This is a genomic window from Enterococcus sp. FSL R5-0957 (genome assembly GCF_038008005.1).
Taxonomy (GTDB): domain Bacteria; phylum Bacillota; class Bacilli; order Lactobacillales; family Enterococcaceae; genus Enterococcus_B; species Enterococcus_B faecium.
The window spans coordinates 234035-257404 of record NZ_JBBOYG010000001.1 but is presented as its reverse complement, the minus strand read 5'-3'; the positions used below and the strand labels follow the sequence as shown (position 1 = coordinate 257404).

The window sequence follows — 23370 nt, the reverse complement described above, 5'->3', positions numbered from 1 at the left end:
TTCCATCTCCCCTTTTTTCTTACATGTTTAGTTTAGCTATTATAGGTTACACCCCTCCCTCTTCCGTTGCTCCATAAGTCCTGCTGAAAATGAACCATAATAGTTGGATTCATACTATCTGTTGATTAAGATCAGTCCTATAAATATCAGCATATTTCGCCTGAAACACCGTTCTAATTATTGATATCTGAAATTGCACTCCCAGTACCAATTGCCCCGTTACCTAGCGTACGAGATTTTATATTATCATCACGAAATTTGTCAGCGATCGGATATTCTTGCGATTCATCCTTACAAAGGTTAGACATCTCTCTTTTCCCCCTAAAATCAACTCATCTGTCGCTATTTCATTTATAGGCAACTCTTGGAATCCATATTGTTCTTCTATCTCTTCAACTAACATTACCTTAGAACCATGTCCTTTGACTAAATTTGTCAATGAAAGTCCTTGAACCAGCGGAGCATGATTGATCAAGACATTCTCAAGGACATAAGCCTCCCTCTCAATTAGCCCCTCTTTTTGCGTATGTAGCTTAACATTCATAGATCCATTCTGTTTATTTCTCGGATGGTTTTTATTTTCAATGTTCTAGCTGTTTCATTTTCTTCAAGTAAATCGTATTTCCTCAGCATATCCAGTACCGCTTGACGATGGTCAAAAACACGATTTTTTCCCTTCTCAATATAAAAAGCCTGGTTGTGTTTAAGTTCAACCAGACAATAGATATAGTAAAGATGTTTTTCATTTTTTTGCAACTCAGCTAGAGTAGATGTATAAAAAATTGTTCAAGTTCACTCATTTGTTACTCCTCTGTTTTACTATTTTTTCCCTGTCTCTAAAAAATATCATTATTTGTGGTATGGAGCCCCCGCATTGATCCGGAAGGCACGGTAGATTTGCTCGACAAGGATCAGACGCATCAATTGATGTGGATACGTCATTTTTCCAAAAGAGATCTGAGCATTGCTTCTTTTCATGACGGCTTCGCTGAGTCCTAAAGAGCCGCCGATAACAAAAACAAGGTGGCTTTTTCCTTGGATACCTAATTGGTCGATTTGTTTAGCAAAAGATTCACTTGTAGGATTTTTCCCTTCAATTGCTAAGGCATAGACGTATTCTTGTTCTTTGATTTTCGCTAAGATCCGTTCCCCTTCTTTTTCTTTTACTTGTCTCATTTGCGCTTCGCTTAAATTCTCCGGGGCTTTTTCGTCAGGAACTTCGATCAATTCGATTTTTGCATAGGCATTCAGCCGTTTGACATACTCATTGATACCTTGGATCAGGTATTTTTCTTTTAATTTTCCTACTGAGATAATTTTGATATTCATGTTTTCTCTCCTTTGGTCTTCACGCTCACTTTGTTTATTATAATCAATTTTTTCGTCTATATGTTTATTTTGGCTATTTTTGTTAAAAAGATTTCCCCAACAGTTATGCACAACATCCACAGGTTTATCCACAGAAAACAGTGTTATTTTACCTTATTTCATCACATTAATTAGGCAAACATACGGTTTATAAGAATTTATCCACTTTATACACAGGCTGTGGATATGTTTTATCCCTTATTTTTCCAATCCTATCCGCGTAGTTTTACACAGTATCTGTGGAAAAAGAAAATCAAATATTTTCATCTGAAAACAATGATTTTTTCTAAAGTTTTTCATAAAAAGTTCACAGTCTCAAAGTAGACTAAAGTCAACAAATAAGACTATACTAACAGTAGATAAATAAATGTAATTGGAGGAAGAACACATGGATAGAAAAAATGTGACACCAAAGATGAAAAAAAGTAAAAATAATAGCCTCTGGCGTAAGTTAGGTCTGGGGCTTGTTGGAGGGATCGTTGGAGGACTACTGACAGCTGGCATTTTTTATGCAGCGATGGGCACTGGCAACAATAGTTCTACTGCTACAAGCGGCAATCAGAATTCTGCCGGTGAAACAGTTGTGGAAAACGTCAAAGTCAATGTAGATTCTGATATCACCAAAGCAGTAGATAAAGTCCAAGATGCTGTTGTTTCTGTTATCAACTTGCAAAGTCAAAACCAATCAAGCGGTTTTGGCGGACTATTCGGGCAGCAGGAAGAAAGTAGCAGCTCAGATGATAGTAATTTGGAAGCTTATAGTGAAGGAAGCGGCGTGATCTACAAAAAAGACGGGAATACTGCTTATGTAGTCACAAACAACCACGTAGTAGATGGCCAGCAAGGTCTTGAAGTCTTGATGAAAGACGGTACGAAGGTAAAAGCTGAATTAGTTGGAACAGATGCTTATTCAGATTTAGCGGTGTTGAAGATCAATTCAGACAAAGTCGAAACAGTTGCCTCTTTTGGTGACTCAAGTGCTCTGAAGGTTGGTGAGCCTGCGATTGCGATTGGTTCCCCACTAGGATCTGAATATGCGAATTCTGTCACTTCAGGAATCATTTCTTCCTTGAACCGACAAGTAACAAGTACAAATGAATCGAACGAAACAGTCAATATCAATGCGATCCAAACAGATGCAGCAATCAACCCCGGAAATTCTGGTGGTCCTTTAGTGAATATCGAAGGACAAGTTATCGGTATCAACTCAAGTAAGATCGCAAGTACTTCTGAATCTACTTCTAACGTAAATGTAGAAGGAATGGGATTTGCTATTCCAAGTAACGATGTAGTGAATATCATCAATCAACTGGAAAAAGACGGAAAAGTGACACGTCCAGCTCTAGGTATCACAATGGTCGACTTATCTGCTGTTTCTAATGAGCAACAAGAACAAATCTTGAAGATTCCTTCATCTGTAACTAACGGTGTCATCGTGACAAATGTCCAAACAGCTACACCGGCTGAAAAAGCTGGATTGAAACAATACGACGTCATTACTAAGATCGATGACAAAGAAGTTTCTTCTGGTGTAGAACTTCAATCTGCTTTGTATAAGAAAAAGGTGGGAGAATCTGTCAAAATCACTTACTATGAAGGCTCGAAAGAAAAAACAACTACTGTTGAATTGACGATCGATCAATCGGCATTAAAACAAAATCAAAATAGTGAAAATTAATAAAAAAAGAGGTTGTGACAAAGACTTGTCACAACCTCTTTTTATAAACTATATTTTTCTTGCCAACTCCTCAGCTACTCATAAATCATGAGAAGCTATTTTTGTTTGGCTGTTCTTATGACTTGATGCAGAACAGCTTTTTCACAATCTCTTTATTTTGGAAATGCTTCTCCGACTACGGCATCCTCAGGCAATACTAAGATTCCTTTTTTCTCTGGAGCATTTGGCAAATGCAATTCACGAGCAGAGCAGATCATTCCATAGCTATCTACCCCTCGCAAAGTTCCTGGCCAGATCATCATTCCATCTGGCATCATAGCTCCTGGTTTTGCAACGACAACTTTTTGTCCAGCTTCGATATTGGGTGCACCGCAAACGATTTGCAATACTGTACCATTGTCTACTTCTGTCTCAGTAATCGATAAATGGTCAGAGTCAGGATGCGGAACGTATGTTTTTACGTACCCGACAACGATCTTCGGTTCATGATCAGCTTCAAGCTGTTCTTCGAATCCTGCTTCTTTGATCAATCGATTCAATTTCGCTAATTCCTCATCTGTTAAGCTTACTTGGCCGTTCCCTTCGATTGTTAGATGATCGGAGATATGAAAAAAGTTCCAAGCAACAACTTGACCTTGTTCATCTTTGATCCGAGCAACATTCCATTTGCGTTCAACGGTGTTTTCTGTTCCTTTATCGTCGGCTATAATAACCATCAAGGTGTCTCCGACGTGTACTTTGTTATAAGCAAAAATCATGTTCTTTCCTCCATTATCCTTTGCTGAGATTTATCTTATATGATTTGTCAAATTAAGCTAGAATAAAATGCTTCTTGTACATAGCTCAAAAATATTTCGATTGGTGTTCTGTAATTCAATGATTTTCTTGGAATATGATTACGTTGATTGCTGACACTGGAAATAAATGTCTGATTCACTTCTCTAAAATCCATTGATTTCGGCAGTCCATTACGACGCAGAATCCCGTTAGAATTCTCGTTTAATGGGCGTTGAGAAGGTGTTCCAGGGTCCGCAAAATATATATCAATATCATGTTGGTTACTAATGGCTTTCCAGTTAGAAAATTCTTTTCCACAGTCAAACGTAATAGATTTAAAGAAGTTTTTAGGGAAGCGAGAAAACCATTGATTAAGGGCAGTTTCAATATCTAATGCCTTACGGCCGTTGGGTTTAATCGTGATAATGACTTTAGATAATCTTTCAACTAAAGTAATGACGGCACTTTTATGATGAATGCCAACGATCGTATCACCTTCAAGGTGACCAAACTCAGAATTGAAATCAGGATAATTATCAGGTCGATCATGGATTGAGCGCTGATACTGTTGTTTTCCCCGTTTTTCCTGATGGCCATTGGGTTTTCTTTTACCTTTCATCGGTAGTGTGTCAATATCAAATATTCCTTTAGAAAATAAACGATAAAGTGTTCTCATACCGCATGAAACAGGTCTTTCTTTTCGCCCGATAATGACGTCAGGCGTCCAACCAAGAGTGACTTTCTCTTTAATGTAATCTACTTCATGAGCAGGTAATTGAATGACTTTTCTACCACATTTTTTCTTATTTTCTTTATACTGGTGCCAATAATCAAGAGCAGTCTTACCTTGCTTGAACTTATTGACTACATTATAAATAGTTTGTATAGCACGTCCCATTCGGTTAGCGATTTCAACCGGCTTATTATGTTGAAGATAATATGATTCTATCATTGTCAGTTCGTCTATGGTAAGATGTTTGTAGGTCATTTATGGTTACACTCCTTTGTTTTCTTTCGTCGGAAATACAATTTGAGTGTACCATAAATGCCTTTTTATTTTTCTAACTTAATTTTACAATTCGCGTTAACAAAAAATTGCATTCACTGCATGAGATTTTTTTCATGCTTTATTTCCGAAGAAGCCTCTTCTGGAACACCATTTATTCGTAACAAGGGACTGTGACAAGACTTTTGTCACAGTCCCTTTACTGTTTTAGTTAATTGATTAAAAAGGTCGTACAAGTTCCACTTGCTTAATTACTTGGCTGTTCTTCTTCGTCAGAAACGATCAAGACATCACAAGGTGAATGACGTATCACGTAGCTGGCTACACTTCCTGTCATAAAGCGTTCGACTGCATTTAGACCTGACTGCCCAACCATGATTAGATCGATCTCATATTTTTTTGGCAATTTGACTGCCATGGATTCACGAACAGAACCATATGCAATAATTCCTTCTATATTTGTGTAATCAACAGATTTCCCATATTCTTTACATTCTTCGATCATTTCCTTGGCTGTTTCAGTTTGCTGATCGACTAGATTTTGATCAATAGGTGCATAGCCCATAAAGTTATAAAATTGCTGATCGATTACGTTTGCTACATATACTTTCCCATTATTACGGCGAGCCACTTCTACTGCTTTTTTGAAAGCAGCAAGGGCTTGTTCACTACCGTCGATACCTACTAAAATATTCTTATATTCTTGATTCATCTTGACCCCTCCTAACAGATGTCAGCCTTTCGTTACACTTTCTAGGAACGATTCGATTTCCTGTTTTGTTTTACGATCTTTATTCACTAGACGACCTAATTCTTTTCCGTCTTGGATCACGACAAAACTTGGGATACCAAAAATGTTCCATTCAGCGGCTACATCTATGTACTTGTCACGATCTACTTCAATAAATTGCCAATCAGAAAAGTCATTTTCAATTTCAGGCATTTGCGGTTTGATAAAACGGCAGTCTCCGCACCAGCCGGCAGTAAAGAAAAATACACTCTTTCCAGTTTCTACGTAGCCTGCTAATTCTTCTAAACTATTTGGGATAATCATTCTTTGTCCTCTACTTTCTGTTTATGTATTTTTCAATTAAATTATACACCTTTCTTTCGAACTAACAAACATTGATCCTCTTTTTATAAAAAAATCTGGCAAAAGCAATCTTTTGCCAGATTTTATAGTTTCACTATCGCGTTATTTTCCGTATACGATCGTATTCACTGTTGATTTATCCAAACCTTTCAGTGTTTGAATCAGCATTTCTCGTGCAGCTTCAAAATCGCGAATACTGAACATCGTTTGATGCGTATGGATATAACGTCCCACTACGCCAATCACTGTACTTGGGATTCCTTCGTTTTGTGTATGAGCAGCACCTGCATCTGTACCGCCTTTTGAAACAAAGTATTGATAAGGGATATTGTTTGTTTCAGCGATATCCAGCAAGTACTCGCGCAAACGAGGAAGCATGATCAAACCTGGATCTTGGATACGCATCAATGTACCTTCTCCTAAATGTCCGAATGTGCCATTTTTCGTCACTGTATCATCTGCTGCAGAGCAGTCTACTGCAAAGAACAGATCTGGCTTGAATTTATTGACAGAAGCTTTAGAACCACGCAAACCTACTTCTTCCTGGACATTCGCGCCTGCAATCAATGTATGACCTAATGTTTCATTTTGCAACGCTTCTAAAGCTTCTAATACCATTGTACAGCCATAGCGGTTGTCCCATGATTTGCTGATGATATTCTTTCCGTTGGCTGTTTTGATCGTTTCAGCGTAAGAAACGATTGTGTCACCTGGAAGGACACCGTAACTCATTGCCTCTTCTCTTGATTCAAACCCAGCATCGAACAAAATATCGGTTACTTCTACTGATTTTTGTCCGCTTGTTCCTCGCAATAAATGTGGGGGAACGGAAGAAGAAATACATGGATAATTCTTACCAGTAGAGGTTTTAAGTGTAAAACGCTGAGCAGAAGCAACGTAAGGATTCCAGCCGCCTAGAGGTACGACTTTAAAAAGCCCGTTTTCTTGGATTTGTGTCAGCATGAATCCGACTTCATCCATATGTGCTGCGACCATTACACGGGGTGCATCCGCTTCTTCATGATGGCGCAGACCAAAAATGCCACCCAAACCATCTAACTGTAACTCATCTACCAGCGGTTCCATATGACTTTCCATATAAGCGCGAACATCTTGTTCAAAACCGCTTGTTCCTTGTAATTCTGTTAACTCTTTGATTCGTTGAAATGTTTTTTCTTCCATATGCTATTCGTCTAAATTTCAGACTAAACTCCTCTCAGACTTATATTGATCTGCGGATAAAATATGATTTTTTCTGCAGACCGATCGTATTTATTATAGCTTATTTTTTCTGGTAGCGGTTATTTATTTCAAAGAAAATATGAAAGTGTGGTAAAATAAGCACAAGGAGTAACAAGTGAGAAGAAGGAGGTATGTCCACATGTATGAAGAAAGCGAACTAAGCTATTTTAAAGGCGGGTTAGCAGTTGGAATCGGTCTAGGATTATTGAGCGGGGTAGCTTCAACGATTTGGTATCATCGCAAAAAAGTATTGTCAGCAGACCAAGTACTTGAAAATATCAAGTCATCTTTTCTAAAAGAAGGTGCAATCGAAGGTTCTTGGATCTCTTTTGAAAAGGAACCTATTAGGAAATTCGCCGTTCGGTCGAGTGCTTATCGGGGAGGTCTTTCTCGGATAGAAGATGGCGAAACTGTTTATTATGAATTTTTAGCAGATGCTCATACAGGAACCGTATTAGAAATTTCAAGAAAAAAAGGTGCAACAGATTAATACGTCAAAAAAGTGAGAGAACGAATACGCACCCACTATTCAAAAGAGAGGTATCATGTCCTTCTTTTGTAGTGGGTGGTTTTTTAGATAGAGCTTTCCAAACATATATACCAGTATTTTCTTTTTAAATAAATGATATTTAGCGGGAAAAACTAGCATTTCCTTTGATTATGAGGTATTTTTAATTTAGCTTTTGTTTTCTATAGTTAAGGAGAGTGAAAAATGGGACAACAAGAAAAAATTGCTGTTCTGATTCCTTGTTACAATGAGGAAGCAACAATTTCAACAGTCATTGCAGACTTTAAACGAGAATTACCAGAAGCAGATATTTATGTCTATGATAATAATTCGACCGATCGAACATACGAATTGGCCGTTCAAGGTGGAGCAATCGTAAAAAAAGAACCTCGTCAAGGAAAAGGAAATGTGATCCGCCAAATGTTCTTTGATATCGATGCCGACTATTATTTAATGGTAGATGGCGATGATACTTATCCTGCAGAAGCTGTACATGGTTTGCTCGAGAAATTACGTTCTGGTGAAGCAGATATGGTCATTGGTGATCGCCTATCAAATGGAACCTACTTTGATGAGAATAAGAGACCTTTCCACGATTTTGGAAATAACCTTGTTAGAAATACAATTACTAGAATGTATAAAACAAAAATTCTTGATGTCATGACCGGCTATCGAGGATTCAATCGTATCTTTGTCAAAAGTTTTCCTATTATGAGTTCTGGTTTTCAAATCGAAACGGAATTGACGATCCATGCTTTAGATAAAAAATTCAAGTTCGTTGAGATCCCAATCGATTATCGTGATCGTCCTGAAGGCAGCGAATCAAAATTGAATACATTCTCTGACGGATTCAAAGTGATCATGATGATTATTAAAATGTTTAAAGATTATAAGCCTTTGCTTTTCTTTGGGATTTGGACCATCTTCTTTTTTTTATTTGGATTGGTCACGGGGATTCCTGTGATTCGCGAATATATGCTGACAAGCTTTATTACACGCATCCCTTCTGCGATTTTAAGTACTGGATTGATGACTTTAGCACTTCTTTCATTAGTAACAGGGTTGATTTTGGATACAGTCGTCACGAACGCTAAGAAAGAATATGAATTGAATCTATATCATGTTTATCATGAATACCACAGTAGAAAGTAAAAAAAGGATCAAGACTGCAAAAATAATTTGCAATTCTTGATCCTCTTTTTAATTAATTATTTCGCCAAACGATAGATGGCATCTGCATAGATTGCTGTTGCTCTGAACAAGTCATCAAGACTCATAAATTCGTTTGCTTGGTGCATTGTATCAGTATATCCTGGGAACATCGCTCCATAAGCAACGCCACGTTTCAACAAACGTCCATAAGTTCCGCCACCGATGATTTGTTCGTAGCCTTTTTCTCCAGTGTGGTCTTCATAGACTTGCAATAATGTAGCCACCAATGGATCATCCATTGGTACGTAATGTGGTTCCATTACGCGAGCACCTCGAGTAACTGTTGCGCCTTCTTGCCCCACTGTTTGTTCGATGTCACCTTGCAATCCGTCTACTGTTACACCTTTTGGAAAACGGAAATTCATATTGATGAAGTTCGCTTCCTCTGTACCATTTTCTTCAAAAGCAAATAGTCCAGCATTCATTGTCAATTTACCCATTTTTTCATCTTCATAAGCGACTCCTAGTTTTTCTCCATAAAAATCTTCATGGACATAAGCAGCTGCTACATGGATAAATTGTTTAGCAGATCCTAGGAATTCATAGTTATCTAAGAACAATGCCAAGAAAGAACCTGCATTGATACCAGATTGTGGGCTTGCACCATGTGCGCCTTTACCAATTAATTCGATTTTTACATACGTATTGTCTGCTTCAATCGTTCCGCTTACTGGATTTGCTTCGATGAATTGGTAAAATGCTTCTTCCATCGCGATAGCTGCATCTACACTTGGTACTTGAAGTGCTGCAGTTGCTGTTCCTGGCACCATATTTTCGCGAAGTCCGGAAACAAAAGATTTCAAGACATAATCTCCTGCATTGTCGCCTTTGAATCGTAAAGCTAAAGAAACATTTCCTTTTTCACCATTGATGATCGGGAATTCAGCATCTGGTGAGAAACCAAAATCTGGTTCTTCTTCATGTTCGAAATAATAAGCCATATCGCCCCAGCCGCTTTCTTCATCGCTGCCGACTACGAAGCGAACTTTTTTCGATAGTTTCAAGTCAAGTTCTTTAATGATCTTCATCGCATAGTAAGCTGCCATACTTGGACCTTTGTCATCGCTTGATCCGCGTGCAAAGATCTTTCCATCCTTGATCACTGGTTCATAAGGATCTGTGTCCCAGCCATCTCCTGCAGGAACGACATCCATGTGTCCAAATATCCCTAGTGTTTCGTCTCCTTCACCAAGATCAATATGCCCTGCATAGTTATCGACATTTTTTACTTTAAAGCCATCACGTTCGCCATAAGCTAACATATGTTTCAATGCGTCGCGAGGTCCAGGTCCAAATGGTGCATCTGGTGTTACTTTTGAGTCATCGCGCTCGCTGTTGACACGTAAAAGATTTTTCAAGTCTTCAAGCAAGTCTTCTTTACGTGCTTCTACTTCTTTTTGCCAATCAATTGTCATAAAGTTAATCCTCCACTTATTTAAGTCTTCGTGTTCATGATACCACAAATTACAGAAAAAAATAGTTCAAAAAATCTGACAATTCCTTTTCTTATCTGTTTTTCTCTAAAAAAAAATATACGCTATAATGAGTAAAAGGAGGTTTTTCGATGCTGATAAACGAACAACTAGTGAAAAGAGTCATCACACCTCGTCCAAAAATTTCACATAAAGGAACATTTGGACGTATCGTTTTGATTGGCGGCAATGAACAATATGGCGGAGCAATCATTATGAGTGCTTTAGCTGCCGTACACACTGGAGCGGGTCTCACGACTGTAGTAACTGATGAAAAAAATCGGAGTGCTCTTCACAGTCATCTGCCAGAAGCAATGATTGTAGATTGGACGGATACTGAGCAGTTTCTTTCCGTAATAAAGCAAGCAGATGTACTCTTGATTGGTCCCGGATTGGGTACTTCTTCTAAGAGTTTGGAACGTTTCAAACAAGTACTAGAAAACCAATCAAAAGAACAATGGCTGGTGATTGATGGCTCTGCTTTAAGTTTACTTGCTGCTAATCATCTTTTGCTATCCTATCCCGAACAAACTGTACTTACACCTCATCAAATGGAGTGGCAACGGTTGAGTTCTCTACCGATACAAGAACAACGGGATAAAGAAAACAAAAAGAAGCAACAGGAAATCGGTGCTGTGCTCGTTTTGAAAAGTCATGAGACAAAAATTTATGGTCACCAGCACTTCTACACCAATCCTTTAGGTTCTGCTGCTATGGCAACAGGCGGCATGGGTGACACTTTAGCTGGGATGATCACAGGATTTTTAGCCCAGTTTCCTCAAAATGACCAAACGATTGCAGCAGCTGTTTATCTTCATAGTTTCATTGGAGACCAGCTGGCAAAAGAACAATATATTGTTTTGCCGACACAAATCAGCGAAGCACTTCCGAAGTGGATGAATTATTTTTGTAAAAAATCAATGGAAAACGAGGCATGAGTCATGGAGAAATTTACAGGTTATGTGCGAGAACCTTTTTATTATGAAACAGATCAAATGGGGATTATTCATCACAGCAATTATATCCGCTGGTTTGAAGAGGCTCGGGTAGCCTTATTGGTACATCTAGGGTTTCCCTATAAAAAAATCGAAGAATCTGGGATCATCATCCCCGTTCTGGAAGTAAATTGCAGCTATAAAGAAATGATCCATTACGGAGAAAAAGTGAGCATCCATCCAACTATCCAAAAGTATACGGGAACACGGTTGGATTTTAGCTACGAAATTGTGGGAACTGAAGACAAAAAATTAAAAACTACTGGCAGTAGTAAACACTGTTTTTTACTTTCTGATTCGCAGCGATTAGTGAAGCTGAGCAAAGTCAATCCGGAGTTAGATCAGTTATTCCAAGCGTACGCTTCTTTGGATGATGTAAATTCTTAATAAAGACCGTCTAAGCATTTTTCTTGTATTGTGTCGAGTAGTTCGTATAATGAAAAGAAAAAAGCAGGTGATCCCCATGTATGTCGTTAAAGTAATGCACGGTTACATCGATAAAACTGGCTGTCGCACTCGGGAAAAAAACTTAGACAATCTGCTCATTTTCAAAGACAAAAAAGAATCCGAAGCTTTTGCTAAAAGAATCGGCGGTCGTGTCAAATCGATTCAAGAGGTACGACCAGATTGATTCAATATTTTTCTTTTCGAGGCTCTAATAGGCATGCCTATCAGGGCTTTTTTTGCAGACTGTGTTTTTATGCCCACACGATTTGTAAGCGATTTATGTTATAATAGATTATATCTGCATAGAAAGGAAGGTTAAATGGTTATCAATAATTTGCAACAGCAAGCTTATGAATCTATACGTAAACAAATCATTTATTCCGAGTTAGCACCTGGAAGTAAAATCTCCGATAAAGTGTTAGAAGAACAACTAGCTATCGGGCGTACACCGATTCGAGAAGCACTGATCCAACTGCGCAATCAAGAGCTTGTAAAAACCATTCCACAGTCCGGCACTTATGTTTCAAAAATCGATATCCGATCTGCTTCATTAGCCCATTATACGCGGGAAAAGTTGGAAAAACCGATCCTGCAAGAATGCAGTGCGAAAATGACCAAGCAAGATCAAGCTAAACTAGAAAAAATACTAGAACAAACCGATCAGGCAGTAATCGCTCAAAATAAAAAAGCTTTTTTTGATTTGGATACTGATTTTCACCGAACTTGTTATGAAATTGCTGGAAAACGAGAAATTTGGGATTGGCTAGAAAGTTATAGTACGCACTTGAACCGTTTCAGATGGTTACGTTTGACGATTTCAGAATTAGACTGGGGTCGAGTATTAGATGAACATCAGACAATGCTTCAATCAATGATTGATCATAACTTTGATGAAGTCGGATTTCTTTGCACGATGCATTTACATATGATTATCGAGGAGCAAGAATACGTGATTCATAATTACCCCGATTATTTTGAAGATATTCAGGACAGACCCATCAAATAAGAGGTTTTGGAATCAGCGTTTTGACCTGAGCATTAGAGAAAGAAACGGCAAAATAGTTCCTCATATTTTGCCGTTTCTTTTGAGCTAATACCGAAGGTCAGCTGATTGCACACCGTTTATTGAGAGGTTGTGAAAAAGCTGCCCTGCATCAAGTAATAAGAACAGCCAAGTAAAAATAGCTTCTTATGTTTTTAACTTGGCTGGACTTATTACCGCAGATGCAAGCTTTTGAACACCGTTTTCCAAGAGGTCGTGAGCCTGCCGTTCATCTCCGAGTCACAAGGAACAATTTCAAAAAACAGCTTCTCATGTTTGTTGAATATTTTGACTTGTGACCGAGGAGTTGACAGGAGAACACCGTTTATTCGGAAAAAAAGGACTGTGACACGACTTTTGTGTACCGACCCCCAAAAGTTAGACCAAAAAATCTAACTTTTGGAGGTCGGTATTTTTTATGGCTAAGTATACTTTTGAACTTAAATTAAAGATCGTTCATGATTATTTGGATGGCAAAGGCGGAAGTGATTATCTGGCAAAGAAGTATTCCATTAAGGCTCCATCACAAGTGAAGCGCTGGATCAATGCCTATCAAGAATTTGGTGAAGAGGGTCTAGTAAGAAAGCGACAAAAGAAAAAATATTCTGTTCAATTTAAGCTGGATGCGATAGAGTTATATCTAACAAGTGAGCTGTCCTATCGTGAAGTTGCCAACACACTTAACATGAACAACCCTAATTTGATCGCTAGTTGGATGCATCAATTCCGTGAGGGTGGGATCGATGGACTCTCAAAAACGAAAGGATGTCCACCTATCTTGTCTAAGAAAAATGAACCCAAAAATAAGAAAAAATCTACAACTAAAGCAACGTCTGAAGAACGTGAACGCATCGAGGAGTTGGAGAAACGAGTCCGTTCCCTTCAAATTGAAAATGCCTTTTTAAAAGAATTGAGGAAGCTGCGAAAACAGGAAGCCCAACAACGACGAATGAAGCAATCGCACGAATCATCGCAAGCCTCCGAGGACCGTTTAAATTAGTTGAGCTTCTAGAAACTTTAAAGTTCCCTAAGGCAACCTTTATGTACTGGCAAAAACGATTGGACCGTAAAAATCCAGATCAAGAGATTGAAGCGGAAATGCTTAAAATTCGGGAGAAGCACAAGGATTATGGCTGTTTACGGATGACCAATGAACTAAGAAACCGCGGTTTCTCTATCAATAAAAAGAAAGTTCAGCGCCTGATCAAGAAGCTAGGAATAAAAGTAACGGCATACACACGTAAATCACGGCGCTACAATTCTTATCGAGGACAAGTCGGAGCAGTAGCCAAAAATCGGATCCATCGTCGTTTCTACACCAGTATCTGCCATCAGAAAATCACGACGGATACAACTGAATTTAAATACCATGAAGTGGATGCCAAAGGCATTATCCGTCAAAAGAAATTGTATCTAGATCCTTTTATGGATATGTTCAATAGTGAGATTTTATCCTATCGTATCTCTGAAAAGCCCAATGCATTAGCGGTAATGGAAGGTTTGGAGGAAGCTATCCAGACCACTAACGATTGTCCCTATCGTCGTACGTTTCACTCAGATCAAGGTTGGGCGTATCAAATGAAAGCTTATAGAAACAAATTGAAGGAGTACAAAATCTTTCAAAGCATGTCTCGGAAAGGGAACTGCTTAGATAATTCACTTATGGAGAATTTTTTTGGCTTATTAAAACAAGAGATTTTTCACGGGAAAGTTTATAACTGTTTCGAGGAATTAAAATCAGCCATCGATAGCTATATCTATTACTACAATAATGAACGGATAAAACAGAAATTAAACTGGCAAAGTCCCGTCCAATTTCGTAAAACAACCGTAACGGTTGTGTAAAAATATCATTTTAGAGCATGAAAAAAGGAGTGGATTTCTCCACTCCAAAAAAGTCTAACTTTTGGGGGTCACTACATTGTCACAGTCTCTTTATTTGTAATCTAAATCATACTCCGTACATCTTTTTTCTATTTCTTTTATTTCTTCTAAGATCCCTTGGCTACGAATTTCATTATATGGCCAAAGTAAGACTGCCTCTAATACATAAGGCGAAAAATCGCTTTGATTCATCTCTTTTGAAAAACTCATCGCTGCTATCTCGCTCAATGCACGAATGTTTGATTGATGTGTATAAAAAGGCAACCGGCACAGCACAATTTTTTCGTTTTGCGTATAAATTCCCTTAACAGAAGCTTCGATGTGGTGAGATAGTTCATGTCCAATAATCAAAGCTTGCGCTGTTTCTTTAGAGATCGAAGCTAGTCCTGAACATTTTAATTTTTCTAACGGCTCCGTCATCAATCGGATCCCTTCATCTTCTGCATAAGTTGCAAAAGTGATTCGTTCGTTTATTTGCTCTGATTCACAGGAAACGATTGGAACAGCCATTTGTTCACAGATTTCTCCTACATCGGCAAAAGGGTACTTTTTTTTGATGCTACATGCCGTTTCGATACCACAATCGATTGATTGTTGTATAAGAATTTTCTGCTTGGACAAAGGAATATTTTTCCAAAATAAATCTCGCCGAAATTGGTAGAATCCCCAAATTTCTTTGGGGATCTGTTGTAATTCGTTTAGTAACTCTTCTAACTTATGTTTGTTTGATATTTCCGGCAACGACGATCACTTCTTCCTCCGGTTCCATAGTAGATACTTCCAGATCCATCAAAAGCTGTAGTTGTTCCAGATCCGTCGCTGTAAAATCAGAGACTCTTGCTCCTAAGCAGAGATAAAATTCTGGTCGGGCAATCAATTCAGTTTGATAAACTGCCATATCTTCCCAAAGTTGTTCGACAGCTGTCATATAATTGGCTGCAGTTGTTTTCATACATGAAGCATGTCCACGTTGGACCTTGATAAATCCTTTTTGATCGATGATCCGAAGACTTCCAGCATTTTTTGAACGATTCTGTTCGCCGCATACATAAAAGAAAGGTGTATTTTCCAATAAGCAAACTTCATTTTTATTTAATCGCATATCCTCTGTAGCAAGCTCTAGTGCTTCTTCTGTTGTGATCTCCTTGGTTAGATCGGTTGCTTTCACTTCCGTAGAACCAGTAGCGATAGCCGTTACTTTTGAAGTCTGTGGATCGATTTCTACGTGGACTTCGATCGATTCTGGTGTAGCGCCTGATTCAATCGCTTTATTCATAGCTTCATTTTTCAACGATCGTATATCTTCTTTACTTGGCGAAGGGATGATACGTTCTACAACATCTCGGACCATTGCAAGTGCTACACAAATAGAAGAAATCACTTCGGCGTTTTCAGGAATCGAATATTTCACACCCATTTTATTACTAAAGTAAGTAATCAATGAGGCAGCGCCGCCCCCTACACCTACAAGAGAAATCTGATCTTTCTCCAAGTGATACTTGTCTGCCAATTCTAAAATCACCGGTTCAATCTTAGCATAGGATTTTTCCATGATCTGCTCTGCGATGTCATCAACCGTCGTATGACAATAGTCTGCTAATGCCTGTATGGCTTTTCGTGCAGATGGGACATTTCCATAAGAAAAATGTTCTTCTTGCACTAATCCAAGGACATTGGCTGCACATGTATTTGTAATAGTCACTTCTTCTCCGTCTTCCATCACTACCTTGACGTAATCAGCAGGGTCTCCTTCTTTAGGAGAGAAAAATTCAACCTTAGGACCTTTGATTTTTTCTGTCTCCGTAAATACTGCATAATCTAGACCGGCAATATGTGCAGAACGTGAACCGACATCGATGATTCCTGACTGATTAGCCCGTACCATCGAACCGCCTGCCACACCTAGAACCCGAACATCTAATGAAGAGATATATGTTGGGTGGCCACCTACAATTGAATAATCGATTGCTGGACGTCCATTTTTAATGACCCCGATATTGGTTGTTGTTCCGCCTACTTCAAAATAAACACCATTAGACGCTCTCAAGTACATCAAAGAACCCATGACTGATGCAGCAGGACCGGAAAGCATGGTTAAAACAGGTCGTTTTTTCATTTCATTGATTTCCATTACTCCGCCGTCTCCGCGCATAATCATCAAAGAAACATTGACCCCTGCTTCTCGTACGGAGTCTTCTGTCGAGGTTGCCGTATCTAGCATTTTTGGTAAAATAGATGCGTTGATTGCTGCTGTCCGAGTTCTTCTTGTCAATCCATATAATTTTGTGATGTCAGAAGCCATCGTTGTAGGGATCGCTTTCACAGATGCTGCTTCATAAACAACTCGTTCTGGTTCCCCATTATCTACTCCAAATGCCATAGAAGAAACCAAGACCTCCGCTCTTTCTCTTTCTAAAGAAGAAATCGTTTCTGAAACACGATCTACATTTAAGTGTTTGACAGGTAAGAATGCATTGACAATCTCTATTTTTTTCTTATTCCCTAAATCGATATCGTTCAATCTAGTTTGTCGTTTTGCTAAAAAACCTTCTAATCCACCTTTTGCCATCCCGATTACGCCGACTTTTGCTACGTCTCCTTCAATCAGTGCATTAGTCGCTTGTGTGGTAGAATGTGCAACAAACACAACATCTTCTGGACTGATATTATTTTCCCGCAAACAATTTTGAAAAGACTGAACGACACCTGCGGCTACTCCACGGACATCATCGTGGGTTGTTTTCACTGAAGATTTTCCGATGATTTCGTGCGTCGCATTATCGATTGCGACTGCTTTCGTATGTGTACCGCCAACATCAATTCCCATTCGCACAAAACGTTTCATTTTCTTTTCCTCCATTCATCTAATCGTTTTTATCGACGTTTTGTTTACTAGGCGTTCCCGTACAATAAGAACGTGATCAGGCATAAGATCGCACCGATGATCCAACCAGTTGGGATGGATTTCTTCATATATTCTCGAGAAGTTACTTTTGTATAACCTAATCCCCAAGCAACCCAAGATTGTGTAATATCTAAATGCTGAGGAGCAATCGTTGTGATTGCAAATAACGGGAACAAAAAGGCTGGCGACATCGTTGGATTAACAGCTAACACGACAGCTAAAATAGCTGAGCCTGAACCGACTAGATTCATTGGACCGCGGAAAAATCCTAGTGGTGTCAATATAGCAAATACGATTGCCAAGACTAATGGTGATTGCGGTATCCAATCTCCAAAAATAGCTGAAAAATAAGGAGAAGCATACGCAGCTGAATTATTGAACATCGCTAAGGTCATCAAGAAACCAACCATTGGTACAACATCTACTGCGCCATCTGTAAATAATTTCGCAAACTGACGACAGATTTCTTTATAACCTCCGCGCAATTTTCCAGTAAACAGCAATGCCCAGATACCTGCTAGAATAAAACCTAAGATGATTGGAAGATCTAAAAGAACGACCCCTAAAACTGGTAATAATACGGCTAACCATGAGATCATTGGTGCGTCGCCACCTTCAGCTGGTACGTTTGCTGCCATTGCATAGCGTTTCTTTTTGTTCATTGATATATTAGCGACCGTTAGTACCACAACTAAGCTTACAATCATCCCAATCATACCAATTTGGAAATAGTCATTATAAGTATAGCTTTCAGCCGCTGGATTGAAACCAGCATAAATCGTTTGATATTGTTTAAAATTGACGATATTAGCAAAGATTCCAGCCATAATCGAGCCCATAAATGAGAACAGTGCAACCGGTACTGAAATACCTAATGACATCAAGATCGGCAACACAATAACTGCAATAGAAATCACTGGTCCGATTCCTGTCATCGACATGAATATAACAGCGGTTACAATACATAGTAAGCTCATCGTGATTCTTGGCTTGTCCCCTCCAAGTTCAACTACCTTTCGAATCAGGGTAGCTGCGATTCCGTTATCTACTAGAACACGCCCGAAAAAGGCACCAAAGAAGACATTTACCAAGATCGATTTGGCGTACTCAGCTGGCCCCGTCGTATAGATATGCGTCAATACATCAATTACTCCTTGCCCTTCCATCGCCGGGTTTGGTGAAAACGTGTTTCCGACTAGCGCTAATCCCATCCATACAGTAGCCATGATGGCAAAGCCGACCATCAAGTTGTAGCCTTTTACACAGTATCAGATCATGAAAGAGAATGAGATAACTAACAAAATACCAATAATAATATCACTCATGTTATTCCTCCGTCCATTTTGTTTTTCTGATAAGCAAACTAATATATCAGTCAAACTCATTCTAACTTATGTAGTTAGCGCTTTCATTAAAGGATGACCATAAATGTTCAGTTTTCAATTAAAAAACCTTAATTATGCTATTTTAGACTTATACGTTATTGTCCTGTTTCATTTGATGGAGGATTGTAAACAAAAAAGAGGAAACAAAGAGCATACTTATGTGTATTGAGGGTTGCTCTTTTTCTTTATGAGTTAAAACCATAGCGATGTACTGCTCACCGCATTTCTGTGGACAGCGCATTTTTGCCCTCAGCTACATTCTAATACCGGCAAGCGCTACTTTAGGACTAACCATTTTGGGCGTTTCCTAAATTCAAGCAGATTCTGTAACCAACATTCAACCGCAAACTGCAGCTCTGTTGCTTCGTTCATGAAACTTTCTTCGATACACGATACACAACCTTCATCAAGAGAATACGAACAACCTGTAAGACGCGTACTAAGCGCCTATAGTTCATCAATCCATTTTTAGTCTCTCGAGTAATTTGGGACATTAAGTAATCACTCCTTCTGTAAATTATAAGTGTGAACGTTTTTTCTCTCTGTTTTACCATGACCATTTACACCTTAAATACCGAAACGGTAAATTTTATAACTAATTCGTTTCAACTTGAAGTTTTTAAGTAAAGAAATCCCGAAAATTATCTTTTAGATTTATTTGTGGAGTGTATTTTTCCATGTGATTAGTGATATAATTAATTTATGTACATATATTTCTAATATAGGAAGGATGTTTTTCTTGGAGGAAGTTATTGAGCCCTTAGCAAGTCACAAGCTGACTTATGTTGAATCATATATATCACTTATCAATGAATCTGAATTGTATAAAGAGATAGTTAATAATTTAGGAGAAGATGCCAATAAGGAAGAGTTCAATAACTTATCTACACCCTCTCTGAAATTTAATTATGTATTAAGTAACCGTCACATGTCGCTAAATTCTTTAAATAGCTTAATATTATATGATTTGTCAAATTAAGCTAGAATAAAATGCTTCTTGTACATAGCTCAAAAATATTTCGATTGGTGTTCTGTAATTCAATGATTTTCTTGGAATATGATTACGTTGATTGCTGACACTGGAAATAAATGTCTGATTCACTTCTCTAAAATCCATTGATTTCGGCAGTCCATTACGACGCAGAATCCCGTTAGAATTCTCGTTTAATGGGCGTTGAGAAGGTGTTCCAGGGTCCGCAAAATATATATCAATATCATGTTGGTTACTAATGGCTTTCCAGTTAGAAAATTCTTTTCCACAGTCAAACGTAATAGATTTAAAGAAGTTTTTAGGGAAGCGAGAAAACCATTGATTAAGGGCAGTTTCAATATCTAATGCCTTACGGCCGTTGGGTTTAATCGTGATAATGACTTTAGATAATCTTTCAACTAAAGTAATGACGGCACTTTTATGATGAATGCCAACGATCGTATCACCTTCAAGGTGACCAAACTCAGAATTGAAATCAGGATAATTATCAGGTCGATCATGGATTGAGCGCTGATACTGTTGTTTTCCCCGTTTTTCCTGATGGCCATTGGGTTTTCTTTTACCTTTCATCGGTAGTGTGTCAATATCAAATATTCCTTTAGAAAATAAACGATAAAGTGTTCTCATACCGCATGAAACAGGTCTTTCTTTTCGCCCGATAATGACGTCAGGCGTCCAACCAAGAGTGACTTTCTCTTTAATGTAATCTACTTCATGAGCAGGTAATTGAATGACTTTTCTACCACATTTTTTCTTATTTTCTTTATACTGGTGCCAATAATCAAGAGCAGTCTTACCTTGCTTGAACTTATTGACTACATTATAAATAGTTTGTATAGCACGTCCCATTCGGTTAGCGATTTCAACCGGCTTATTATGTTGAAGATAATATGATTCTATCATTGTCAGTTCGTCTATGGTAAGATGTTTGTAGGTCATTTATGGTTACACTCCTTTGTTTTCTTTCGTCGGAAATACAATTTGAGTGTACCATAAATGCCTTTTTATTTTTCTAACTTAATTTTACAATTCGCGATTTATTAAATATCGAATTTTAGTACTAGATATCATATAATGGTACTAACTTTATCCTATGCCATAAAAGGAGAGTCTTTATGGCACAAATTAAACAATACAAAAAGCAAGACGGCACAATCAATTACATGTTTGATTTTTATGTAGGTATTAATCATAAAACTGGTAAAAAGCAGAAAACAACAAGAAGGGGGTTTGAAACAAAAGAGGAAGCTAGTTTAGCATTAGCAGAACTGAGTCTACTAGTTGCAACCGAACAATATTTACCTAGAAAATACAAAACATTTAATGATGTTTATACACTATGGCTAAAGAAATATAGAGGGATTGTTAAAGAAAGCACGTATGCAGGAACACTTAGTATCTTTAAAAATAATATTTTACCGTATTTTCAAGAAATAGAAGTGCAAAATATTACAACAGTTTATTGTCAGGAAATAGTTAATAAGTGGTATAAAATCCACCCTAAAAGATTCAAACGTTATATCTATTATTTCAACGCTGTTATGAATCATGCCAATTATTTAGAATTAATTTTCTTAATTGTCAAATTAAGTTAGACAAATCATCAATACTTACGTAACTCAAAAATACTTCCAAAGGTGTTCGATAATTCAGTGATTTTCTAGGAATATTATTTCGTTTCGATGCGACAGATTGAATAAAAGATTCATCTACTGAATTGAAATCCATAGATTTCAATAAACCATCTCTACGTAACAATCCGTTAGAATTCTCGTTTAGGCCTCTTTGAGACGGCGTTCCTGGATCAGCGAAATAAATGGCAATATCATTGGCATTACTGATCTGTTTCCAATTTGAAAATTCCTTTCCACAATCAAAAGTGATGGATTTGAATAGATTTTTCGGTACAGATTCAAACCAATGATTTAATTTGTTTTCAATATCAATCGCTTGTCTACCACACGGTTTCAATGTGATGATAACTTTTGATAATCGCTCAACTAAGGTAATTACAGCACTTTTATGTTTCAAACCTACGATAGTGTCACCTTCAAGGTGACCAAACTCATTTGAGAATTGGCTATAATCTTTTTCACGTTCATGAATAGAGCGACGGAAAGCTTGTTTTCCACGTCTTTCTTGATGTCCATTTGGTTTACGCTTGCCTTTCATCGGTAAGTCAGAAGGATTAAATAGCCCCTTTTTGAACATACGATAAATGGTACGAGCAGAACAACGAATAGGAAACGCTGCACGACCAACAATCACATCGGGTGTCCATCCTTGAACAACCTTTCTTTGAATATATTCTGATTGTTCCTCAGGTAAAACAAGCGGGCGTCTACCACAGTTTGATTTGTTTTTCTTATACTGTTGATAGTACTCTAAGGCTGATTTTCCTTGCTTGAAGAACAGGTATACTTTATGGATCGTTTGTCTTGAACGATTCAAGCAATGCGCAGTTTTCGCAACAGATTGATTTATTTTGAAATAAGACTCTATCATTACAAGTTCATCCGTTGTAAGATGGGTATAGGTCATTTGTACTCACTCCTTATAATTCTTTGGACGGAACTATTTTGAGTGTAGCACAAATGACTTTTTTAGTTGTCTAGCTTAATTTTACAATCGGCGTTTTTAAAAATCCAATGGAATTTGTTCAATTACCCCATAATAATATTGACTTGAATCAATATAAAGAGTTTGACAATTTTTACTCAAAAGATGAGCTATTAGAATTCCTAAACTTTACCAAGAATAATTTTGAACATCAAAGGTTCATATTTTTTCATCTGTTAGCTTTTACAGGCATTAGACGTGGGGAAGCTTTATCACTAACTTGGAATGATATTAATTTTGAAGAAAAATACTTGCTTGTATCAAAAACATTAACAAAGGGTGAAAATGGCAGGTTCCTAATTCATCCACCGAAAACTAAAGCAAGTTTCAGGAAAATATTTCTGGATAATCAAACATTGAATTATTTACAGACATGGAAAGAATTACAAAAAGAAAAACTAAACTTAACTTTCGATAACCCCAAACAATTACTATTTCCTAACCATAAAAATAGTTTTTTAGAACCAAATATACCAAAAGAATGGCTACAAACTATTGCCAGACATTATAAAAAGAAGACTGGAAAAGACCTGAAAATTATTACGATTCATGGTTTTAGACATACCCACGCAAGTTTACTATATTTATCAGGAATAAATCTAAAGGAAGCACAAGAACGTTTAGGTCATTCTAATGTTAAAACTACACTGAACGTATATACACATTTAAGTGATAAACAAAGAGAACAAACAGTTGATAAGCTAACAGAGTTTATGAACCTAGATTAATTTTAAAAATAACAAAAA

The 23370-nt window shown here is 37.7% G+C and carries 21 protein-coding genes and 2 pseudogenes; 10 read left to right on the top strand and 13 right to left on the bottom strand.

Annotated features, from left to right (window positions below; genetic code table 11):
• Positions 1-206: 206 nt before the first annotated feature.
• Positions 207-800 (bottom strand): annotated as a pseudogene (locus MKX69_RS01265) (LEM-3-like GIY-YIG domain-containing protein); the annotation flags it as partial.
• A 49-nt stretch (positions 801-849) separates the two neighbouring features.
• Positions 850-1329 carry a 23S rRNA (pseudouridine(1915)-N(3))-methyltransferase RlmH gene (rlmH, locus tag MKX69_RS01260; protein WP_002287841.1) on the bottom strand — a complete coding sequence of 160 codons (480 nt, stop codon included), beginning with the start codon at positions 1327-1329 and terminating at the stop codon, positions 850-852.
• Between the two features lie 427 nt (positions 1330-1756).
• On the opposite strand from rlmH, the gene MKX69_RS01255 reads away from it, so the two are divergent.
• On the top strand, positions 1757-3046 hold the full coding sequence (locus tag MKX69_RS01255; RefSeq protein ID WP_115235101.1) for a S1C family serine protease: 1290 nt from the start codon (positions 1757-1759) through the stop codon (positions 3044-3046).
• A 152-nt stretch (positions 3047-3198) separates the two neighbouring features.
• Here MKX69_RS01255 and ytpR read toward each other — a convergent pair whose 3' ends face one another.
• The 5 genes from ytpR to pepA form a co-directional block, all read right to left on the bottom strand.
• Positions 3199-3804 carry a YtpR family tRNA-binding protein gene (gene ytpR / locus MKX69_RS01250; RefSeq protein WP_341008440.1) on the bottom strand — a complete coding sequence of 202 codons (606 nt, stop codon included), beginning with the start codon at positions 3802-3804 and terminating at the stop codon, positions 3199-3201.
• Between the two features lie 47 nt (positions 3805-3851).
• Positions 3852-4811 (bottom strand): IS30-like element IS6770 family transposase, encoded by a 960-nt coding sequence (locus MKX69_RS01245; protein WP_002293280.1) that lies wholly within the window; start codon positions 4809-4811, stop codon positions 3852-3854.
• Between the two features lie 265 nt (positions 4812-5076).
• Complete coding sequence (locus tag MKX69_RS01240) at positions 5077-5541, bottom strand: universal stress protein (protein ID WP_002287838.1); 465 nt, start codon at positions 5539-5541, stop codon at positions 5077-5079.
• A 21-nt stretch (positions 5542-5562) separates the two neighbouring features.
• Complete coding sequence (locus MKX69_RS01235; RefSeq protein WP_002287837.1) at positions 5563-5883, bottom strand: thioredoxin family protein; 321 nt, start codon at positions 5881-5883, stop codon at positions 5563-5565.
• 141 nt (positions 5884-6024) lie between these two features.
• Positions 6025-7104, bottom strand: coding sequence for a glutamyl aminopeptidase (gene pepA, locus MKX69_RS01230; protein ID WP_341008438.1), 1080 nt, complete (start codon positions 7102-7104; stop codon positions 6025-6027).
• A 199-nt stretch (positions 7105-7303) separates the two neighbouring features.
• On the opposite strand from pepA, the gene MKX69_RS01225 reads away from it, so the two are divergent.
• Positions 7304-7654, top strand: coding sequence for a PepSY domain-containing protein (locus tag MKX69_RS01225; RefSeq protein WP_002289862.1), 351 nt, complete (start codon positions 7304-7306; stop codon positions 7652-7654).
• Between the two features lie 222 nt (positions 7655-7876).
• Positions 7877-8824, top strand: coding sequence for a glycosyltransferase family 2 protein (locus MKX69_RS01220; protein WP_341008436.1), 948 nt, complete (start codon positions 7877-7879; stop codon positions 8822-8824).
• A 56-nt stretch (positions 8825-8880) separates the two neighbouring features.
• Here the strand turns inward: MKX69_RS01220 and pepV are convergent, their stop codons facing one another.
• The gene (pepV, locus tag MKX69_RS01215; RefSeq protein ID WP_341008434.1) at positions 8881-10299 is read right to left on the bottom strand and encodes a dipeptidase PepV; all 1419 of its coding nucleotides are present in this window, start codon (positions 10297-10299) and stop codon (positions 8881-8883) included.
• Positions 10300-10448: 149 nt separating this feature from the next.
• Between pepV and MKX69_RS01210 the strand changes: the two genes are divergently transcribed.
• From MKX69_RS01210 to MKX69_RS01190, 5 genes and pseudogenes are all read left to right on the top strand, one after another.
• Positions 10449-11294, top strand: a complete 846-nt coding sequence (locus MKX69_RS01210; RefSeq protein WP_341008432.1) for an NAD(P)H-hydrate dehydratase — start codon at positions 10449-10451, stop codon at positions 11292-11294.
• A 3-nt stretch (positions 11295-11297) separates the two neighbouring features.
• On the top strand, positions 11298-11738 hold the full coding sequence (locus tag MKX69_RS01205) for an acyl-CoA thioesterase (protein ID WP_002289317.1): 441 nt from the start codon (positions 11298-11300) through the stop codon (positions 11736-11738).
• 49 nt (positions 11739-11787) lie between these two features.
• Positions 11788-11982: a hypothetical protein gene (locus MKX69_RS01200; RefSeq protein WP_002377012.1), complete on the top strand. Its 195-nt coding sequence runs from the start codon at positions 11788-11790 to the stop codon at positions 11980-11982.
• A gap of 135 nt (positions 11983-12117) precedes the next feature.
• A complete protein-coding gene (locus tag MKX69_RS01195) occupies positions 12118-12804 on the top strand; it encodes a GntR family transcriptional regulator (protein WP_114635025.1) in 687 nt (228 codons plus the stop codon).
• Positions 12805-13258: 454 nt separating this feature from the next.
• Positions 13259-14685: pseudogene (locus tag MKX69_RS01190) on the top strand (IS3 family transposase).
• A gap of 90 nt (positions 14686-14775) precedes the next feature.
• On the opposite strand, the gene MKX69_RS01185 reads toward MKX69_RS01190, so the two are convergent.
• The 4 genes from MKX69_RS01185 to MKX69_RS01170 all read right to left on the bottom strand — a co-directional run bounded on the left by MKX69_RS01185 (position 14776) and on the right by MKX69_RS01170 (position 20944).
• Positions 14776-15465 carry a hypothetical protein gene (locus MKX69_RS01185; protein WP_341008430.1) on the bottom strand — a complete coding sequence of 230 codons (690 nt, stop codon included), beginning with the start codon at positions 15463-15465 and terminating at the stop codon, positions 14776-14778.
• The gene (locus tag MKX69_RS01180; RefSeq protein WP_114635131.1) at positions 15440-17569 is read right to left on the bottom strand and encodes a hydantoinase/oxoprolinase family protein; all 2130 of its coding nucleotides are present in this window, start codon (positions 17567-17569) and stop codon (positions 15440-15442) included. Before MKX69_RS01180 ends, MKX69_RS01185 begins: the two co-directional genes overlap by 26 nt.
• Before the next feature lie 47 nt (positions 17570-17616).
• Positions 17617-18873, bottom strand: a complete 1257-nt coding sequence (locus MKX69_RS01175) for a citrate transporter (RefSeq protein ID WP_258551788.1) — start codon at positions 18871-18873, stop codon at positions 17617-17619.
• A 1111-nt stretch (positions 18874-19984) separates the two neighbouring features.
• Positions 19985-20944: an IS30-like element IS6770 family transposase gene (locus MKX69_RS01170; RefSeq protein WP_002293280.1), complete on the bottom strand. Its 960-nt coding sequence runs from the start codon at positions 20942-20944 to the stop codon at positions 19985-19987.
• Positions 20945-21120: 176 nt separating this feature from the next.
• On the opposite strand from MKX69_RS01170, the gene MKX69_RS01165 reads away from it, so the two are divergent.
• Positions 21121-21600 (top strand): N-terminal phage integrase SAM-like domain-containing protein, encoded by a 480-nt coding sequence (locus MKX69_RS01165; protein ID WP_341008427.1) that lies wholly within the window; start codon positions 21121-21123, stop codon positions 21598-21600.
• Here MKX69_RS01165 and MKX69_RS01160 read toward each other — a convergent pair.
• Positions 21587-22546 (bottom strand): IS30 family transposase, encoded by a 960-nt coding sequence (locus MKX69_RS01160; protein ID WP_000222573.1) that lies wholly within the window; start codon positions 22544-22546, stop codon positions 21587-21589. The two genes, MKX69_RS01165 and MKX69_RS01160, sit on opposite strands and share 14 nt — an antisense overlap.
• Positions 22547-22653: 107 nt before the next feature.
• On the opposite strand from MKX69_RS01160, the gene MKX69_RS01155 reads away from it, so the two are divergent.
• Positions 22654-23352, top strand: a complete 699-nt coding sequence (locus MKX69_RS01155; protein ID WP_341008425.1) for a site-specific integrase — start codon at positions 22654-22656, stop codon at positions 23350-23352.
• Positions 23353-23370: the final 18 nt, after the last annotated feature.

Bases quoted from the DNA above. Each gene is read 5' to 3' on its own strand.
- rlmH (WP_002287841.1), bottom strand. From the start codon at position 1,329: ATGAATATCAAAATTATCTCAGTAGGAAAATTAAAAGAAAAATACCTG.
- MKX69_RS01255 (WP_115235101.1), top strand. From the start codon at position 1,757: ATGGATAGAAAAAATGTGACACCAAAGATGAAAAAAAGTAAAAATAAT.
- ytpR (WP_341008440.1), bottom strand. From the start codon at position 3,804: ATGATTTTTGCTTATAACAAAGTACACGTCGGAGACACCTTGATGGTT.
- MKX69_RS01245 (WP_002293280.1), bottom strand. From the start codon at position 4,811: ATGACCTACAAACATCTTACCATAGACGAACTGACAATGATAGAATCA.
- MKX69_RS01240 (WP_002287838.1), bottom strand. From the start codon at position 5,541: ATGAATCAAGAATATAAGAATATTTTAGTAGGTATCGACGGTAGTGAA.
- MKX69_RS01235 (WP_002287837.1), bottom strand. From the start codon at position 5,883: ATGATTATCCCAAATAGTTTAGAAGAATTAGCAGGCTACGTAGAAACT.
- pepA (WP_341008438.1), bottom strand. From the start codon at position 7,104: ATGGAAGAAAAAACATTTCAACGAATCAAAGAGTTAACAGAATTACAA.
- MKX69_RS01225 (WP_002289862.1), top strand. From the start codon at position 7,304: ATGTATGAAGAAAGCGAACTAAGCTATTTTAAAGGCGGGTTAGCAGTT.
- MKX69_RS01220 (WP_341008436.1), top strand. From the start codon at position 7,877: ATGGGACAACAAGAAAAAATTGCTGTTCTGATTCCTTGTTACAATGAG.
- pepV (WP_341008434.1), bottom strand. From the start codon at position 10,299: ATGACAATTGATTGGCAAAAAGAAGTAGAAGCACGTAAAGAAGACTTG.
- MKX69_RS01210 (WP_341008432.1), top strand. From the start codon at position 10,449: ATGCTGATAAACGAACAACTAGTGAAAAGAGTCATCACACCTCGTCCA.
- MKX69_RS01205 (WP_002289317.1), top strand. From the start codon at position 11,298: ATGGAGAAATTTACAGGTTATGTGCGAGAACCTTTTTATTATGAAACA.
- MKX69_RS01200 (WP_002377012.1), top strand. From the start codon at position 11,788: ATGAAAAGAAAAAAGCAGGTGATCCCCATGTATGTCGTTAAAGTAATG.
- MKX69_RS01195 (WP_114635025.1), top strand. From the start codon at position 12,118: ATGGTTATCAATAATTTGCAACAGCAAGCTTATGAATCTATACGTAAA.
- MKX69_RS01180 (WP_114635131.1), bottom strand. From the start codon at position 17,569: ATGAAACGTTTTGTGCGAATGGGAATTGATGTTGGCGGTACACATACG.
- MKX69_RS01175 (WP_258551788.1), bottom strand. From the start codon at position 18,873: ATGGTCGGCTTTGCCATCATGGCTACTGTATGGATGGGATTAGCGCTA.
- MKX69_RS01170 (WP_002293280.1), bottom strand. From the start codon at position 20,944: ATGACCTACAAACATCTTACCATAGACGAACTGACAATGATAGAATCA.
- MKX69_RS01165 (WP_341008427.1), top strand. From the start codon at position 21,121: ATGGCACAAATTAAACAATACAAAAAGCAAGACGGCACAATCAATTAC.
- MKX69_RS01160 (WP_000222573.1), bottom strand. From the start codon at position 22,546: ATGACCTATACCCATCTTACAACGGATGAACTTGTAATGATAGAGTCT.
- MKX69_RS01155 (WP_341008425.1), top strand. From the start codon at position 22,654: ATGGAATTTGTTCAATTACCCCATAATAATATTGACTTGAATCAATAT.